The sequence below is a fragment of the Bradyrhizobium sp. Arg237L genome (assembly GCF_029990105.1).
Classification (GTDB): Bacteria; Pseudomonadota; Alphaproteobacteria; order Rhizobiales; family Xanthobacteraceae; genus Bradyrhizobium.
Genome location: NZ_JAQMIL010000001.1, coordinates 136,650 through 154,216, shown reverse-complemented (window position 1 = coordinate 154,216; position 17,567 = coordinate 136,650). Strand labels below are relative to the sequence as shown.

The following is a 17,567-nucleotide window of genomic DNA, read 5'->3' as shown; positions in this document are numbered from 1 at the left end:
CGCGCAGGCCAATCGTTTAAAAGAAATGCAGGCATACGCCCGCGGCCCGGTCCGCCCGCTCAGGCGAACCAGCCAACATGTCGAAAACCTCAAAGACCTCTCAGGCGACCGCGCGCGCCGGCGCCTCCGCCACGACACCGTCGAGGAAGCCGGTGAGCCGCGTCCGGATGATCTGCTCGGCTTCGGTCATGACGCGGTCGATCAGTTCCTGCACCGTCGGGATGTCATGGATCAGTCCGACCACCATGCCGCAGCTCCAGGCGCCGGCATCCATCTCGCCGTCGACCATCACCTTGGGATAGACGCCCGCGACCTGCTCGTGAATGTCCTGGATCTTGATGCTCGCGCCCTTCTCGCGCTCGATCTCGAGAAGCTGATCGACGCCCTTGTTCTTCAGGACGCGCTCGGTGTTGCGCAGCGCGCGCATCACCAGGCGGGTGTCGAGCTCGGTGGCCTCCACCAGCGCCCGCTTCACGTTGTCGTGGACTGGCGCCTCCTTCGTGGCGACAAAGCGCGTACCCATGTTGATGCCGTCAGCGCCCATCGCGAGCGACGCGGCGAGGCTACGCCCGTCAGCCATGCCGCCCGAGGCCACAAACGGGATCTTCAGTTCATCGGCCGCACGCGGCAGCAGGATCATGTTCGGGATATCGTCCTCACCGGGATGACCGCCGCACTCGAAGCCGTCGACACTGACCGCATCGCAGCCGATCTTCTCGGCCTTCAGCGAATGGCGGACGGACGTGCATTTGTGGATCACCTTGATGCCGGCGGCCTTCAACGCCGGCATGTACTGCTCGGGGCTACGGCCCGCGGTCTCCACGATCTTGACACCGCCCTCGCGGATCGCGGCGATATATTCCGGATAAGGCGGCGCGGTGAAGCTCGGCAGGAAGGTGAGATTGACGCCGAACGGCTTGTCGGTCATGTCGCGGCAACGCGCGATTTCCTTGGCGAGCAATTCCGGCGTCTTCTGCGTCAACCCGGTGATGATGCCGAGACCGCCGGCGTTCGACACCGCGGCGGCGAGCTCGGCAAAGCCGACATAATGCATGCCGCCCTGGATGATCGGATGCTGGATGCCGAACAGTTCAGTGATCGCTGTCTTCACGAAGTTTCTCCCGCTTTCCCGATCAGTTGACGATTTCAAACAATCCCGCGGCGCCCATGCCGCCACCGATGCACATGGTCACCACGCCGTATTTCGCCTTGCGCCGCCGCCCCTCAATCAGGATGTGGCCGGTCAGCCGCGCACCGGTCATACCGTAGGGATGGCCGATCGCGATCGAGCCGCCATTGACGTTGAGTTTTTCTGGATCAATGCCGAGCTTGTCGCGGCAATAGATCACCTGCACCGCATAGGCCTCGTTGAGCTCCCAGAGATCGATGTCCTCGATCTTCAGGTTATGCCGCTTCAATAGCCGCGGGATCGCGGCGACCGGGCCGACGCCCATCTCGTCCGGCTCGACGCCAGCAGCAACGAAGCCGCGGAAGATGCCGAGTGGCTTCAGCCCCTTCTGCGCGGCAACCTTGTCACTCATGATCACGCAGGCGGACGCGCCATCCGAAAGCTGGCTGGCGTTACCGGCGCTGATCGTCTTGCCCTCGAACACCGGCTTGATCTTCGCAAGCGCTTCGGCCGTCGTATCGGGCCGCGGTCCCTCGTCCTTGGTCAGCGTCACCTCCTTGTAGGTGACCTCCTTCGTATCCTTATCGACAACAGCCATCCTGGTCGTGATCGGCACGATCTCGTCACTGAAGCGGCCGCCCTGCAATGCGGCGCCGACGCGGCGCTGGCACTCGAGCGAGTATTCGTCCTGCTGCTCGCGACCAATCTTGTAGCGCTCGGCGACCACTTCGGCCGTCTCAAGCATCGACATGTACATGTCCGGCTTCATCGCCATCAGCTCGTCGTCGACGGCGTGGAACCTGTTCATGTGCTCGTTCTGCACCAGGCTGATCGATTCGATGCCGCCGCCGATCGCGATCTCGACGCCGTCGAGCATCACCGAGCGCGCCGCGACCGCGATGGCCTGCAGGCCGGAGGCACATTGCCGGTCGATCGTGGTGCCGGCGACCGTCACCGGAAGCCCGGCCCGGATCGCGCCCTTGCGAGCGACGTTCATCACCATGGTGCCCTGCTGCATCGCGCAGCCCATCACCACGTCCTCGACCTCGCCGGGTTCGATCCCGGCGCGCTTGACCGCCTCGGCCATCACGTGGCCGGCCAGGGTCGGCCCTTCCGTGTTGTTGAGTGCGCCGCGATAGGCCTTGCCGACGCCGGTACGCGCCGTCGATACGATCACTGCATCTCGCATATGCTTTCCTCTTCTCGTCAGGCTGCCGCGTCGAGCTGCGCATAGCGCAGGACATGAAAGGCGGGATCGCCGAACTGGATGTTGATGGATGAAATCCGCTTGAAGTAATGGCCGACATTGAGCTCGTCGGTCATGCCCATGCCGCCGTGGAGTTGCACCGCCTGGTCGGCCACGAACTTGGCGGCATAGCCGATCTTCGACTTGGCACCGGAAGCAAGCCGCGATACCCCTTCGTCCTTCGATGCAAGGCTGAGATTGAGATGCTGCATCAGGGACAGCGCCTCCTGATGCGCGATGAACATGTCGACCATCCGGTGCTGCAGCACTTGGAACGAGCCGAGCGTCGCGCCGAACTGCTTTCGCGTCTTGCTGTATTCGAGAGTCGCCGCATTCAGTTCACCCATCGCGCCGACGGTCTCCGCGCAGAGTGCGCCGATGGCGCTGTCACGGCAGGCTTCGAGTGCGGCAACGCCCTCGCCCTCCCGTCCCAGCATCTGGCTCGCCGGCACGGAAACGTTCATCAGCGCGACCTCGGCGGCGCGCCGGCCATCGATGGTCCTGAAACCTTGCAGATGAAGATTCGGAGAATGGCGATCGACAACGAACAGGCTGACGCCGTTGCGATCGCCCCGCTCTCCCGAGGTGCGAGCGGAGACGATCAGACTGTCGGCCCAGGGCGCAGCCACGACCGCTGCCTTGGTGCCGCTGAGCACGTAGCTTCCACCCTCACGGCGAGCGATGGTAGAGACATGGCCGAGATCGTAACGCGAGCGGCCTTCGGACCAGGCCAGTGCCCAGACCTTCTCTCCGGACATGATATCAGGGAGATACGTGGCCTGCTGAGCCGCCGAGCCGAAATCTTCGATCAGGCCGCCGGCAAGGACGACGGTCTCGAAGAACGGCTCGACCAGAAGGTGCCTGCCGAACTCCTGCATCATGATCATGGTGGCCAGCGGCCCGCCACCGAGCCCTCCGACCTCCTCGGAGAACGGCGCGGCGAGCAGGCCGAGCTCGGCGAAGGACGACCAATGTTTGCGGCTCCAGCCCTCCTCGCTCGCGACGATCTTGCGGCGTGCATCGAAATCATACTGATCGCGCAACAGGCGCTGCACGCTGGACCGTAACAGCTCCTGCTCTTCCGTGAACTGGATGTCCATTCCGATGGCTCCCTGCGAAGCTAGAGTCCGAGTACGGCCTTAGCGATGATGTTGCGCTGGATCTCGTTCGAGCCGCCGTAGATCGAGAGCTTGCGCGAGTTGAGATATTTTTCCGAGGCGGTGTGCCCGTAGTCCGGGCCCGGCATGAAATGATTGGCGCTCACGGGATGCTCGCGGATCGCGAGCCCGTAATTGCCGATCGCGCGGTGTGTCAGCTCGGTGATGTCCTGGAAGATCTCGGTGCCCCTGATCTTGAACAGCGACGCCGCCGGACCGGGATCGATGCCGCGCGCCATTTGGGCTACGATACGAAGCTCGGTCGCCTCCAGCGCCAGCACGTCGAGCTCGATGCGGGCGATGTCCCTGACGAATTCGAGGTGGGCCGGATCGCCTTCGGGAATCTCCGCCTTCACGATCTGCTTGAGCCGATTGAGATAGCGCGTGGAGCGGCCGATACCGGCCATGCTGGTGCGCTCATTGCCGAGCAGGAATTTGGCGTAGGTCCAGCCCTTGTTCTCCTCCCCGATCAGATTGGCGGCGGGCACGCGGACGTTCTCGAGAAAAACGTCGTTCACCTCATGACTGCCGTCGATCGTGATGATCGGGCGCACGGTGACGCCCGGCGACTTCATGTCGATCAAGAGGAACGAGATGCCGGATTGCGGTTTCGCGCTCGTGTCGGTGCGCACCAGGCAGAAGATCCAGTCGGCGTGCTGCGCGAGCGTGGTCCAGGTCTTATGGCCGTTCACGATATAGTGGTCGCCGTCACGCGCCGCCTTGGTACGGACGGAGGCAAGATCGGAGCCTGAGCCCGGCTCCGAATAGCCCTGGCACCACCAATCCTCGCCGGACAGGATGCGCGGCAGGAACTTCTTCTTCTGCGCCTCATTGCCGAAGGTGTAGATGACAGGACCCACCATGGTGACGCTGAACGCGAGCGGCGGCAGCGTGCCGGCGCGCGTGGTCTCCCGCTCGAAGATGAAGCGCTTGGTGATCGACCAGCCGGGGCCGCCATATTCCTTGGGCCAGAGTGGCGCGATCCAGCCCTTCTTGTAGAGGATGCGGTGCCAGAGCAGCATCTGCTCCTTGGTGAGGTCGGTCTCCGGGTTGGGGACGCGCATCTCCGCCGGATAGTTTACCGCAATGAAGCTCCGCACCTCGTCGCGAAACGCGACTTCTTCAGGAGTAAGCACCAGCTCCATCGGACGACGCTCCTACCGGGTTTCGCCGAGGTGGACGGATCTTCGTGCCGTAGCGCGCGGCGCCGAGCCTGCGGCTTCGCGGATGCCAAGTGTCCCTGCCAAATTCGCCACCTCAGACCTCCCGACAGATATCGAGCCGCTCGCGAGGCGACTTCATCACTCGCCGCATCTAACGTTCTTTTTTAGAACTCGTCAATCGCAATTATTCGCGAGTAAGCGGCTCACGGCGGAATGATGTGAATTTGAAGGCTGAATAGCTGTACCAACTCAAATAACTCCATTTACATCGTCCTCACCGCTCTCTATTAATTCGGTACCAAATAAGAACTATATGGGAGAAACAGGATGACAGAACGCCGCGGGGTAGCGATATTGGTCGGCGCGGGCGACGCGATCGGGGCCGCCGTGGCGCGGCGTTTCGCAAAGGGCGGCTACACCGTCTGCATCTGCCGCCGCGATGCCGCCAAATCGCAGGACCTGGTCGACGAGTTGAAAGCCGCTGGCCATGAGGTCCACGCGCTCAGCGTCGACGCCCGGCAGGAAGCGGAAGTCCAGGATCTGTTCGCCCGCGTCGAGAAAGAGATCGGCCCGATCGAAGTCTGCCTCTTCAACGCCGGTTCGAACGTCAACAAGCCGCTGCTCGAGACCACCGAAAAGCTGTTCTTCAAGGCCTGGGAGCTGGCCTGCTACGCCGGGTTCCTGGTCGGCCGCGAGGCCGCGCGCCACATGGTGCCGCGCGGCCGCGGCACCATCTTCTTCACCGGCGCGACCGCGAGCATCCGCGGCGGAACTGGTTTTGCTGCGTTCTCATCGGCAAAGTTCGCACTGCGCGCGGTCGCGCAAGCGATGGCGCGCGAGCTCGGTCCGAAGAACGTCCATGTCGTGCACCTCATCATTGACGCCGGCGTCGACAGCCCGGCCATCCATGAGCGCATGAAAGCCCGCGGCATCGAGGCGAGCGCGATTCCACAGGACAGCCTGACCAAGACGTCGTCGATCGCGGAAGCCTATTGGTTCGCGCATCAGCAGACGCGGGACGGCTGGACGCACGAGCTCGATCTGCGTCCCGCGGTGGAGAAATGGTGAGATGGCCGCGCCGGAGCTGACCCTCTGGGGCGTGGGCACGAGCCGGACGATACGACCGCACTGGGCCATGCACGAGCTTGGCCTCGCCTACAAGACGCGGCCGATCGGCCCCCGCACGGGCGAGACCAAGACCCAGGAATATACCGTGCTCAATCCGCGGCAGAAGATTCCGCTGCTGCAGGACGGCGATTTCTGTATCGGCGAGAGCGCGGCGATCGTCGCCTATCTGTCGCGGACCTATTCGACACCGGAGCGCTCGTTGATTCCGGAGAGCCAGCGCGACTACGCCGCCTGGCTCGAATGGTGCTTCTTCATCGTTGCCGAGCTCGATTCGACGAGCCTCTATGTCATGCGCCGACACAAGGCCGACGCGCTCGGACACATCTACGGCGTCGCGCCCGATGTCGTGGCCCAGGCCGCGGAATATTTCCGTCAGCAATCGCGCCACGTCGAGGTCGCGCTCGCCGACGGCCGCCAATTCCTGATGGGCGATCGGTTCACCAGCGCCGACATCTTGCTCACCACCTGCCTCGACTGGGCGATCGCCTACGGCGTCGGCATCTGCGACCACGCCCATCCCTATCTCGAGCGCATGCACCAGCGGGAAGCCTATCAGCGCGGCCAGGCCGCAAACAAGCCGCTCGCCCCAATCACGCCGCCGAAGACGTGAGCAGCCAAGCGCGAGGCAGCAGTTCTCCCTCTCCCCGTCCTTTACGGGGAGAGGGTTGGGGTGAGGGGCTCTCTCCACGAATACGGTGAGAGATATGATCGCGGAGACAGCCCCTCACCCTGCCCTCTCTCCGTGAAGAACGGGGAGAGGGAAAGAGAGCGCCCCACTCGTTGCTTATTGATTGCGCGCTTACACCGCCACCCGCACGGCCTTCTCGCTGACCATCCGCTCGATCGCGGCATCGTCATAGCCGAGCTCGCGCAGCACCTCGCGCGAGTGCTCGCCGACGCGCGGCGCCGGTCCGCCGATCGACGCCTCGTTGACTTCAAAGCGCGCCGCCGGCTTTGGCTGCCGCACGCGTCCGACCTTGGGCTGCTCGAACTCGGTGATGATCTCGCGCGCCACCACCTGCTCGTTGTGGATGATCTCGCCGCGGCGCAGGATCGGGGCGCAGGGAACATCGGCCGCATCGAGCCGCTCCAGCCATTCGGCCGTGGTGTGCTGCGCGATATATTCGGCCATCTTGTTGATCCGCGCCGTCGCATTCACCGAGCGCGCGGAGGGCGTCGCAAAGCGCGGATCCTTGGCAAGCTCGGGATCGCCGGTGGCGCGGCAAAAACCCTGCCATTCCGAATCCGAGATCGTGCCGGCGGTGATGTAGCCATCGCTGGTCTTGAATACGAGATCCGGCCGGTCGTTGGGATCGGCAGAGGTCTCCTCGGCGCCGACCACCGTGTATTGCATCATGCCTTCCGGCCAGAGATAGGAGATCATCGCATCCAGCATCGCGACCCGGATGTGATCGCCCTGCCCGGTCTTCTCGCGCGCATAGAGTGCGGCCGCAACCGCCTGCGCGGTCATCACCGCGGTGGTCTTGTCGCAGACGATCGTGCGGATCATCTGCGGACGGTTGGTGATGGGCTGAGACTGGATGTCGGCGAATCCCGACAATCCCTGGATGATCGGATCGTACACCCGCTTCTTCACATAGGGCCCGGTCTCGCCGACGCCGCTGATCGAGACATAGATCAAGCGCGGATGACGCTGGCGCAGCTCATCCGCGCCAAGGCCGAGGCGCTCCATGGTGCCGGGCCGGAAATTCTGCACCAGCACGTCGGCTTGCGCGACGAGCTTGGCCAGCACCTCGCGGCCGGCCTCGCTCTTGACGTCGATTGCGAGCGAGCGCTTGCCGCGGTTGGAGGAAATGAACAGCGCCGAGAATTCGCCGGACTTGTCGATGGTGGCGCGGCTGCGGCGGGTGATGTCGCCGCCGATCGGCTCGATCTTGAGAACATCGGCGCCCTGGTCGGCGAGGAACATGGTGGCGAACGGTCCCGATACCACGCCGGTGAGATCCAGTACGCGTACGCCATTGAGTGGGCCCGGCATCACGTTCTCCTTATTTGTTCGACGATCTCCGGCCGCCGCGGTCCGGCGCTCACGCGCTCTTCGCCAACTGCCTTGTCTGCTCGACGATGGATTCCTCGACGTCGCGAAGCTGATCCTTGCCGAAGAACATCTCCTTGCCGACGAAGAACGTCGGTGAGCCGAAAGCGCCGCGGTTGACCGCGTCGGCCGTCAGCTCGATCAGCCGCTTCTTGACGTCGTCCTGCTGCGCCCGTGCGATCAACCTGTCGGCGTCCAGGCCGGAAGATTTGAGCGCGGCGCGAACCACTTCGACGTCATCCATCTTCTTCGGCTCTTCCCACATGTGATGGAAGGCCGCACGGACGTAGGGCTCGAACACGCCTTCGAATTGCGCAGCGACCGCGCCGCGCATCAGCATCAGGGTGATGACCGGGAAGAACGGGTTCCGACGATAGGTCGTGATGTTGTGGCGGCGGATGAAGCGCTCGGTTTCCAGCGCCATGTATTCCGGCTTGTTCTTGATGCCGCGCAGCGAGTCGGCCGGCGACATGTTGCCGGTCGCCTTGAAAATTCCGCCGAGCAAGACCGGCACATAGTCGAACTTCACGCCGGTGCGCTGTTCGATCGAGGGGATGACAAGTTCCGCCAGATAGGCGTTCGGGCTGCCGAAATCGAAATGGAATTCAACCTTCAGGGGATTTCCCACCGGCCTCTCCTCCCGAGCATCCGTTATTCTCCGCCCGTCACGTACAGGCGACCTGTAGCCATGCCCTGGCTGGTCCTCCTCATACAGTTCCGAAAATGAACTGTCAATTCTTGGGATCATCCAATATGCTGCTGCGCGCCGAAGCTCGATGCACTTTGCAGCGGAGCCGGCCTCTTCCGGAGCGTCCCTCATGATCACGACCCTCGACCATACCAGCGTCCTGGTTCACGATCTCGACACCGGCATTGCCGCCTATCGCGAGGTGCTCGCGAGAGAACCGGCGTTTCGCTCCAGAACCGATGGCGTCGAAAGCGCGTTCTTCATTCTGGACAACGCCACGCTTCGGGTCATGGCTCCCGACAGCGAAGGCGCGCTTGGCGCGCGCGTCCGTGCCGCCCTTGCCGAGAGCGGCGAAGGCCTGTGGTGTCTAGAGTTCGAGGTCGACGATATCGAAAAGAGCTATCGGCGATTGCGACGTATCTCGCTTCAGCCGGACGAGGTCGCCGACATCACCTGCAGTCATCTTGCGACCGGCACGACACTCTCCTGGAGACGCAGCGGCTTGCCGGCCGAACAGTCGCACGGCGTACCGATCCGCTTCAGTAAGCTTCTATCCAAAGCAGCTCGCTCTGCGGCGACAGGGCCGGCCACGGTTCGCAGGATGGACCTGGTGGTGGTTGCAACCGACGAGCCGGAGCGCGCGGTGGCGCTCTACGGCGCGCGCCTCGGGTTAGAGCTGATCTTCGACCGCACCGACGCGAAGAGCAAAAGCCGGTTGATGCAATTTGCCTGTGGCGACATGCTGATCGAGATCGTCCACCGTCCGGACGAAGGCGAGGCGCGCAAGGCGGACCGCCTCTGGGGCATCGCCTGGTCGGTCGACGATGCCGACGCCGCGCGCGAGCGGCTGCTGCGTGCCGGCCGCAACGTGTCCGATGTCAAGGCGGGCGCGAAACCGGGAACGCGCGTCTTCACGCTCCGCGATGGAACGTGCAACGTCCCCACCCTCTTCGTGCAGCATCTTGCGCAAGCGCCGTAGGCCAAGCTCCTTTCTGCGCTGACGTCATTTCAACACTTCGCAAACCGTCTGGTGTTCGGCAGCCATCGGCCTCGGATATTGGGCCGAGACGCGGCTCCACCACGCCTCCAGTGCATCGCGGTCGCAGCGGAGGCGGACGCTCATGCCGTCGGCGAACTTGATCCAATGGGCAAAGCGGTGGCTGGGCACGGCGATCACAACCGGGATATCCGCGCTGAGCGCACGCTCGACCAGGTAGCAAAGGCCTTTGCCCTCACATTCCTGCCGACCGAAGCGGTTGACGATCAGCACGTCCGCGCCGCGATCGATCGCCGCCGCGATCCGCTCGCCCGCGTCGAGCAACTGGCCGACGTCGAGCCGGCAGCCGGCCGAGCAACTGCCGAGGTCCTGGAATAGCTGCAGCTCTTCGCCGCTATGGACCAGCATGGCGGACAGGCCGGCATCGAGGCAGTGATGGCCGAGCTGCACAATCCCGACGGCGCGATATCCGGCTCTGTTCAGGCTGGCCGCGAAATCGCGCAGGATCTCGTCGGGGTCCTGATGCTGCTCATACACGAGCGCAGCAAGATCGCATTGGGAGTCGAACATGGCGGGCCTCATCTCCATTGGCGACGGGCCCCGGCCCGGGCTCCGTTATATCCGTCACCATATCACGTCCCGGCGGTTTCCGACCATACCCGGGATGCGGCGCTGCGGGTCAAAAAAGACGGGCTGGACGACCGGGATCGCATCGATATATCATTACGGATATAACGGATATTTGTTCGGAGCCTATGATGCAGATCGACCCGCAGGCCCTGACGACGTGCGAAGTCGCCGCCGACGGCGCCGTTTCGCTTGGCTTCGTCGATTCCGCCGGCAATCCGGCGACCCTGCGGCTTTCGCTCAACCAGGTCGGCACGCTGGTGATGACCTTGCCGGGATTGCTCGACAAGGCGCTGCAGCGCCGCTACGGCGACGGCAGCCTGCGCTACGCCTATCCGCTGGATTCCTGGATGGTCGAGCAATCGAGCGATCCGAGCGTGCGCATGGTGACGCTGCGGACGGTGGATGGGTTCAGCGTCTGCTTCTCCGTCCTCCGCGAGCAGCAGAGCCCGTTGGGGGAGGCGATCGCAGCCGAACCGCAGCCAAGTGTGACGCTGCGCGCAAACTGACGACGGCATCACGCCTTGCGGGAGATATCGGTCTGCAACGCCACCAGTTCCTTGCGCGCCGCGCTTGCCGCATCGCGCTCGATCTTGCGGTAGCGAGCGACCAGAGTGAGGCCGAACGGCGTCAGCACCGCGCCGCCGCCATTCTTGCCGCCGGTCTGCCGCTCGACCGCCGGGTGCCGACAGATGCGGTTGACCTCGTCGACCAGGTCCCACGCCCGCTTGTAGGACATCTCCATGGCGCGGCCGGCGGCCGAAATCGACCCGCAATCGCGGATATGCTCGAGCAACTGGATCTTGCCGGGCCCGATCCTCTCGTCGCTATCGAGATCGATGCGAACGCTCAAATGTGGAAGCGATTTGGCGCCCGGTTTTGACATGCAGAATCCGTTGGTTGCGTCTTATTCCCTAGAATGCCATTGAAGCCTTTCGCGGACAAGATGAGCACCGGCCGATAACGCCGCAGTCGGCGTCGGCCGGCGCGTCCCTCCTACACTACAGCAACGAGCGCGTTTTCGAGCGAAGTGGACACCGGTTCGCGTAGCAATCAAGTTTACGCAGATTGCGTAGACTTATCTGCGCAGAAAACGCGTCAAAACAAGAATCTAGAGTCTCGGTTCTGATTGAATCAGAACCGAGACTCTTGCTCACGTGTTACTTTAGCGGAACTGGCGTGATCGCGAATGGACCGGGATCCTTCCCCTTGTTGGGCCCGATCAGGTAGGACAGCTTGCCCTCGGCGATCCATCCGGTGTTGCCGACCTGGGTCACCGAAACAGGCTCGGCCAGACCATCCTTGATCACGTCGACCCTGGCCTCATCGCCCGTCACCGTGACCTTGTCGAGCCGGCCGGCGCCTTCGACCAGCAGGAAGTCGCCGCCGAACGCACGCATCGCATCCGCGTGATCCAGCGGACGGGACGGCTTCAGCTCGGTGATCTCCCCCGCCTTGCCATCCTTGACCGCGATCCTGAACAGTTTCGCGGGAATGAAGGTCGTGACGTAGAGATGGCCGTCCGATCCGACCGCGATGCCGTCGAGCCCGACCCCGTCCTTTGGCGGCGCCAGCAGCGGATCGGTCGCCCACACGTCGAGCGCCGTGCCGCCCGGCCTCAGGCTGTAGATATACGGCGCGAAGGAGTCGGTGACGTAAGCGGTTCCGTCACCGCCGATCGCGATGTCGTTGCAAAGCGATTTTGGGTCCTTCAGTTGAAAACTCGCCTTCGGGGCGCCGGTGACAAGATCGAAGGTTTTCAGCCAGGCGCCCTTGGTCTCGCCCGGACCGGCAACGCCCGAACCGCTCAGGTCGTTGGAACAGACGTACAAGGTACGGCTCTTTTCGTCGGCGAGCACGCCGAGCACCGAACGGCTGCCGTTTGCGCCGGGCGAGATGAACTGCTCCGTTTTTTCGCCAGGCGCGGCCTTTATGACGCCGCCCAGGTTGAAGCTTCCGATATAGAGCGTGCCGTCGCTGGTCGCCGTAACGCTCTCCGGATGGCTCTTGTCGGGAACGCCGACCGGCGTCTCGGCATGCGCCATGCCGAGCATGAGCAATATCAACCCGGCCGCGCCGAGCGCCCATGCATTGTAGCTCTTGAGCAAGTCTCCCTGTCGCAGCGAGCACAGGGCAACGCTGTCATTCTGTTTCATGTTTTGGTTCCTGATGGACGTGGGGTGGACGAGGCAATGCCTCGAACGGACGATCATCGATCGATGATCGTTCACTGCGCGTCCTGCAGGACCGGAACTCCGTAGCTCTTCCGGCCCGGCTGTTCGCATCCGGTATATAGCGCAACATACAACGATGCGAAAGCCGCCGCCTTCTGCGGATCGCCTCGGCGATCTCGCCCTATCGCGCTTCAGGCGTCATTTGCGATTGAGAGCCTCGATGCCCGCCTGGCAGACGACAGCATCCTGCGCGCCTGCTCCTCCGCTGCATCCGATCGCGCCGATGACCTTGCCTTCGCTGATGATCGGTATGCCGCCCGGCGATGCGACCAGCGTCGGATCGAGCGTCATCACATAGGGATGGCCGGTCTCCGTCAGATCGAACATGCCCTTGGTGTCGCGCCGAAAGCGCGCGGCGGTGCGCGCCTTGTTCTGGGCGATGGTTGGCGATGCCAACATGGTGTCGTCCATTTTCACGAAATAAGTCAGGTCGCCCGACGGCGATACGACGGCGATGGCCATCTTCCACCCCCGCTTGGACGCTTCTGCAAACGCGGCGTCCACCGCTTGTCGGGCGAAATCCAACGAAATCGGCGTCCCGTAGGGAATGTCGGCGGGCATCTTCTCGGGCACGCCGGGCGGCAGCGGCTGTGCCGATGCTGCCCCCGCGGGGATCACCGCGGCGCAGGCGATGATCCAGGTAGCGACACCATGGCGGAAGCGGAAAGGGACAAAAGCAAACAGCCGTAACGCCAGGAAACGCAGATAGATCATGATAAAACCCCAGTTGCGGCCGCAAGATCAAAGCACAACTTGAGGCTGACCCTCAAGTTGCCGAACGATCCCGCAGGCCTGCGGCCGTGGCGCGTCCTTTCAACGCCGATATCGTGATGCTAGTTTCGACCGCGGCAGGGAGCACCTGCTTCCTGCTTCATTCCGGACAGGAGGACGACATGCCTGAGAGCGTCTACAAGGTCATCGAACTGATCGGTACCAGCAGCGAATCCTGGGAAAAGGCCGCGGCCAACGCGGTCGGGCAAGCCGCAAAATCTCTCCGAGATCTTCGCGTCGCAGAGGTCGTCAAACTCGATCTGCAACTGGACGCTAAGGGGCAAGTGGAGGCCTACCGCGCCAAGCTCAACGTATCGTTCAAGTTCGAGGGCTCCTGACGTTTTCGCAACCTCGCCCCGCTCGCGGGGCGAGGTTGAACTCGATCGCAGTCCGCTTCCACGCTGATCTCAATTCGAGGTTTCAGAGTATCCAGTATCCCTCTCTTTTCGCTTACGAAATCCGCTGCGCCAATTCGATGGTTTTCAACCGAAAGCGATAACCATTTGATTACCGTGCACCGCAAACGACGTGCGCCCCCATCATTTGGGTAACGATCGATGACGTAATAAGGAGCCGATCCCACCTCGGCCCGGCGTCATGCTTCTCGACCAGTTTTCGATTCTCGTCGCCATCGGCTTCTCGGGCGCGTCCCTTGGCCTCACGCTCTGCATGATGTGGGTGGTCGGGAAATCCGAGACCCACCTGCTGAGCTGGTCGATCGGCCTTGCCCTTATCGTCGCCGGAGTGGCGTTCTTTGGCAGTATCATTCAAAGGTACGACGCCAATCTGCTGCTCGTGTCCTTCGTGCTGCTGATGTCCGGCTTCGGACTGCTCTACGCGGGCTCAGCCAAATTTTGCTCAAGCCGGTTCAATTGGTTCACCGTATTCGCAGTTGTCGGCCTTGGCGTTCTGTCCACATCGGCCGCATTCGCGATGGGCTATTCCGGCACCGGGACGATCGCCGCAAATCTGGTGATCGGCATGCTGCTCCTTCTGACCGCTTTCCAATACTGGACGGCACGCGCCGAATCCCCGCTTCTGATGGCCGCCAATGCGACGCTCTATCTGATCGCCGCACTATCATTCGTCGCGTGTGGCTACGCGCTGGCCGAGCAAGGCCAATTCGTCCTGACCGCTCGTCCGTCCAATTGGGCCGAAGACATCAATTCCATCGTTGTGATCGCCGGATTGACCGGCATCGGCACATTGTCCCTCACCCTCAATCAGGCGCGGATCGCGAACCGGCATAAGTCGGAAGCCATGACGGACGCCTTGACCGGACTCTTAAATCGCCGAGCGCTGTTTGACGGTCCGCCCGGCCATGTCCCGGTTGGCACCGCCGTCGTGGCGATGGATCTGGACCACTTCAAGACCATCAACGATCGGTTCGGACACGATTCCGGCGACCGGACGTTGAAGGCCTTTGCCGAAATCATCGCCGCAAATGTCCGTTCAGACGATCTGGCCGCGCGAATTGGCGGCGAAGAGTTCTGCATCGTGATGTTGAACTCGAGTCCGAGGGCATCGGCAGCCGTTGCCGAGCGCATAAGAGCGCAGATCGAGGCGATGTCCGTCCCTACTCCTTTGGGCCCCATCCGGACAACCGTAAGCGGCGGAATTGCCCACGCCACCGGATCCGAAACGATCCAGTCGCTGTTGATCCGCGCGGATGAAGCTCTCTATGAGGCGAAGACCTCCGGCCGCAATCGCGTGAAGCTCTCCAACTTCGGATTGGCTGCCTAGGCTCTGCCGTCGCGGGCTCATACTTGAGCGATGCCCACCGCGGGCGGCAGGGCAGACAAAGGCTGGACACGTCGGCGACGTCGGCTTGTGACTTAAACCGGGCATTTCCACCCAAGAACGAACTCCGGCCGGAAAGTCGAGGTTTCGCTAGAGCCCGCCGTGACCGAATTGTGGCACGTGCGTCAAGTTGTCATTTCTACAGAAGGTTGAAAATGCCATCATTGGATGGCGCGAAGATCCATTCGCGTTCGCGTCTTGATCGTTCGTGCTCATTCTCATTGCAAACGGAGGGTACGTACTATGGAAAGCGCACGCAGGTACGCCTTAGCCTCTATCATCTTTGCATTTGCCCCGTCTGCTTTTGCCGCCGAGCTACCAAAGGAAGGCAACTTCGACTTCACTGCATGCTGGTCGGGCACGAGTAATACCATCTCATTTTCCAAGACCCACACTGCGCTAAGCTATGAGCAGACAGGTTCTATTCGAAGCAATCCTCCGGGCGGAATTTTCGATAAGGAAACATTCCGGTGCGTAGGGATGAATGCCTCTCTTGGCGGGAAGATTACCGGCACCACCGTCTGTGAGGCTACTGACGGGGACGGCAATAAGCGACTTTCGTACTTCTCAATTGCAGATGGAAAAGTAACCAGGGAGTCTGTTGCGGGCACTGGGAAGTACGAGGGTATGGTCACGAACGCCACGGTGCAACCGCTCGGACCTTTCCCAGTTGTCAAGGAGGGGACGTTCCAAGACTGCAATCACCAGACTGGTACCTACAAATTGAAGTGATACTGCACTTTGTGTGCGAGGGCCGCTTTTGAGCGGCCCTCTTCGTTGCCAGAGTCCGATTGCGACCCCGAGCCGAATAGCGCTTAAGCCGCTGGCATGTCGGCTGCCAGCGGCAGACCGGGCGCCGCTTCATGCTCGCATGCACGGACGCATTTGACCCTCAGCCGGTCCTCATGGCACCGGCGCTGTGTCGCTGTGCTAGCGAGCCCGGGCGCTACACTTATTTTCTGAACAACTGCTTTGACGGGGCGTCGAACCTGGCTACGGGCCGATCCATCTGCCAGAGCTCCACATCATGGCTGTCGACAAGACGCTCGGCGGATTTGATGGCTGTGTCATCATCGACACAATCTATCCGAACCACTCCAATCGATCGGCCGTGCAGCCCAACGATGTATGCATGATAGACCGTCATCTTGGCCTCCAAGCAGCGCGAACGCCGCGCGGGTGAATTTGCCGGCCCCGACGCTCGAAGCGGACAATCATCTTCTGTCCTTATCGCCATGGCGGAACCGAACGCTTGCCCAGAGGTGAATGGCAAGGCGTGTAAATTCCATGGGGATCGCCTTGTCCTTTTATAAAGGCCACATAAGGCTGTCCGGCCCAGATCGGCCTTTTCTGACGACCGCGTCAGATCATGCGTGCGACGAGCGGAATTCTTCGCAGCAGGATGGTCGCGCCCCAACTGATGAACAGCGTGCCGAGGAAGACGATCGCGAATTTGACGAACACGGGCAACGGCGGATCATAGACGAGATATTGCAGCCAGATCAGCGGAACGAAATGCACGAGATAAATGCCGTAGGCCGAAGGCCGCATCGCATCGAGGAACCGAAATCGTGATCGCGCAAAGCGCAGGAACAGCGTGGGCACCGTGAAGGTCATCGCCGCGTTGAACATGGCAAACGCCAAGCCATAGGCGATCTGCCACCACAGCGGCGGTGAACGGAAGTCCGGCAGCACGCTATGATGGACGTAGACCAGAAGCAGGATGACGCCGTAGAACGCGAGCCCGCAAGCGAGCCACAGCATCCAGCGCTTCGCCACATCCCGGCCCTCCGCCAGTATCCCGCCTCTCAGGCTGATGGCGCCGACCGCGACGCCGGTGAAGAAGTAGCCGGTGTAAAGCAGGATGCGGCTGGTCTGGATCGGCAGCGGATAATGGCCGGGCACGAACCAGGCGGAATCGCCGAACTCCAGGTGGAGCGGCAGGTAGATGATGATCGAGAAGATCAGGAATAAGGCGAAGGCCGCCATCGGCTGCTGACGGAAGCCGTCGACGAGTTGCCCAAGCGCTGGGATCGCGCGAGGTGCCACGGCCCCAATCAACGCGGCGATCGCGTCCAGCGCGAGCAGCACCCACAGGAACCAGGCCGACCCAGACGACCACGGGCCGACCGTGACCATGTGCCAATAGAACTGCGGGAAACTAAGCTCCGTCACGTGGTAGCGGTAGTAGGCAATCGGCATCAGCACGAAGATCGACACCAGGTACGGGATGCCCAGCCGCCACGCGCGGCTACCGAGGAAGTTGGCCGGCCCCCTGCGCGCCAGGCTGTCGTGCACGAACAGGCCCGAGATGAAGAACATGCAGGCCATGAAGAAGCTGTCGTTGAACAGCGCGATCAGATCGAAGCCGAGCCATCGCATCCGATCGCCGCCGATGCCGAAATAGGTGTAGTTGATCACGCCGTGATACAGGACCACCAGGAAGGTGATGAAGGTGCGCGCGCGGTCGAGCGGAACGATGCGTGTCCCGGTCGTCCCGGGCAGCCCGGTGGCATGGGATTTCTTGAGCATCGGCCCCTGCGTGTCGCAATGATGCTGCATCGCTGCCGC

18 protein-coding genes are annotated in these 17,567 nt (G+C 62.4%); 7 read left to right on the top strand and 11 right to left on the bottom strand.

Features of this window, described 5'->3' with window-relative positions:
* Positions 1-100 precede the first annotated feature (100 nt).
* The 4 genes from OZ411_RS00720 to OZ411_RS00705 are packed head-to-tail and all read right to left on the bottom strand — an operon-like array spanning position 101 to position 4,677.
* A complete protein-coding gene (locus OZ411_RS00720) occupies positions 101-1,111 on the bottom strand; it encodes a nitronate monooxygenase family protein (protein WP_130576759.1) in 1,011 nt (336 codons plus the stop codon).
* A 22-nt stretch (positions 1,112-1,133) separates the two neighbouring features.
* On the bottom strand, positions 1,134-2,318 hold the full coding sequence (locus OZ411_RS00715; protein ID WP_282526371.1) for an acetyl-CoA C-acyltransferase: 1,185 nt from the start codon (positions 2,316-2,318) through the stop codon (positions 1,134-1,136).
* A 17-nt stretch (positions 2,319-2,335) separates the two neighbouring features.
* A complete protein-coding gene (locus OZ411_RS00710) occupies positions 2,336-3,475 on the bottom strand; it encodes an acyl-CoA dehydrogenase family protein (protein ID WP_282526370.1) in 1,140 nt (379 codons plus the stop codon).
* A gap of 20 nt (positions 3,476-3,495) precedes the next feature.
* Positions 3,496-4,677 (bottom strand): acyl-CoA dehydrogenase family protein, encoded by a 1,182-nt coding sequence (locus OZ411_RS00705; RefSeq protein ID WP_282526369.1) that lies wholly within the window; start codon positions 4,675-4,677, stop codon positions 3,496-3,498.
* Positions 4,678-5,022: 345 nt separating this feature from the next.
* Here OZ411_RS00705 and OZ411_RS00700 point away from each other — a divergent pair, with 345 nt between their 5' ends.
* Entirely contained in the window at positions 5,023-5,763 is a 741-nt protein-coding gene (locus tag OZ411_RS00700) for an SDR family NAD(P)-dependent oxidoreductase (protein WP_282526368.1), read from the top strand.
* Between the two features lies 1 nt (position 5,764).
* Entirely contained in the window at positions 5,765-6,433 is a 669-nt protein-coding gene (locus OZ411_RS00695) for a glutathione S-transferase family protein (RefSeq protein ID WP_282526367.1), read from the top strand.
* Positions 6,434-6,622: 189 nt separating this feature from the next.
* On the opposite strand, the gene OZ411_RS00690 is transcribed toward OZ411_RS00695, so the two are convergent.
* Both OZ411_RS00690 and OZ411_RS00685 read right to left on the bottom strand, forming a co-directional pair.
* Complete coding sequence (locus OZ411_RS00690) at positions 6,623-7,822, bottom strand: CoA transferase (protein WP_282526366.1); 1,200 nt, start codon at positions 7,820-7,822, stop codon at positions 6,623-6,625.
* A gap of 49 nt (positions 7,823-7,871) precedes the next feature.
* Positions 7,872-8,507, bottom strand: a complete 636-nt coding sequence (locus tag OZ411_RS00685) for a 2-hydroxychromene-2-carboxylate isomerase (RefSeq protein ID WP_282526365.1) — start codon at positions 8,505-8,507, stop codon at positions 7,872-7,874.
* 190 nt (positions 8,508-8,697) lie between these two features.
* Between OZ411_RS00685 and OZ411_RS00680 the strand changes: the two genes are divergently transcribed.
* Entirely contained in the window at positions 8,698-9,546 is an 849-nt protein-coding gene (locus tag OZ411_RS00680; RefSeq protein ID WP_282526364.1) for a VOC family protein, read from the top strand.
* A 24-nt stretch (positions 9,547-9,570) separates the two neighbouring features.
* Here the strand turns inward: OZ411_RS00680 and OZ411_RS00675 are convergent, their stop codons facing one another.
* On the bottom strand, positions 9,571-10,134 hold the full coding sequence (locus OZ411_RS00675; RefSeq protein WP_282526363.1) for a DUF2478 domain-containing protein: 564 nt from the start codon (positions 10,132-10,134) through the stop codon (positions 9,571-9,573).
* Positions 10,135-10,322: 188 nt separating this feature from the next.
* Here OZ411_RS00675 and OZ411_RS00670 point away from each other — a divergent pair, with 188 nt between their 5' ends.
* Complete coding sequence (locus OZ411_RS00670) at positions 10,323-10,700, top strand: hypothetical protein (RefSeq protein WP_130576769.1); 378 nt, start codon at positions 10,323-10,325, stop codon at positions 10,698-10,700.
* 8 nt (positions 10,701-10,708) lie between these two features.
* Here OZ411_RS00670 and OZ411_RS00665 read toward each other — a convergent pair whose 3' ends face one another.
* From OZ411_RS00665 to OZ411_RS00655, 3 genes are all read right to left on the bottom strand, one after another.
* On the bottom strand, positions 10,709-11,077 hold the full coding sequence (locus OZ411_RS00665; protein ID WP_282526362.1) for a winged helix-turn-helix domain-containing protein: 369 nt from the start codon (positions 11,075-11,077) through the stop codon (positions 10,709-10,711).
* 274 nt (positions 11,078-11,351) lie between these two features.
* Positions 11,352-12,347: a hypothetical protein gene (locus OZ411_RS00660; protein ID WP_282526361.1), complete on the bottom strand. Its 996-nt coding sequence runs from the start codon at positions 12,345-12,347 to the stop codon at positions 11,352-11,354.
* 216 nt (positions 12,348-12,563) lie between these two features.
* Positions 12,564-13,139 (bottom strand): heme-binding protein, encoded by a 576-nt coding sequence (locus tag OZ411_RS00655; RefSeq protein WP_282526360.1) that lies wholly within the window; start codon positions 13,137-13,139, stop codon positions 12,564-12,566.
* Positions 13,140-13,318: 179 nt separating this feature from the next.
* On the opposite strand from OZ411_RS00655, the gene OZ411_RS00650 reads away from it, so the two are divergent.
* The 3 genes from OZ411_RS00650 (at position 13,319) to OZ411_RS00640 (ending at position 15,728) form a co-directional block, all read left to right on the top strand.
* Entirely contained in the window at positions 13,319-13,534 is a 216-nt protein-coding gene (locus OZ411_RS00650) for a dodecin domain-containing protein (protein WP_130583104.1), read from the top strand.
* 259 nt (positions 13,535-13,793) lie between these two features.
* Positions 13,794-14,939, top strand: coding sequence for a GGDEF domain-containing protein (locus OZ411_RS00645; RefSeq protein WP_282526359.1), 1,146 nt, complete (start codon positions 13,794-13,796; stop codon positions 14,937-14,939).
* A gap of 300 nt (positions 14,940-15,239) precedes the next feature.
* Positions 15,240-15,728, top strand: a complete 489-nt coding sequence (locus OZ411_RS00640; protein ID WP_130583102.1) for a hypothetical protein — start codon at positions 15,240-15,242, stop codon at positions 15,726-15,728.
* A 630-nt stretch (positions 15,729-16,358) separates the two neighbouring features.
* On the opposite strand, the gene OZ411_RS00635 is transcribed toward OZ411_RS00640, so the two are convergent.
* Complete coding sequence (locus tag OZ411_RS00635) at positions 16,359-17,528, bottom strand: acyltransferase (RefSeq protein ID WP_282526358.1); 1,170 nt, start codon at positions 17,526-17,528, stop codon at positions 16,359-16,361.
* Positions 17,529-17,567: the final 39 nt, after the last annotated feature.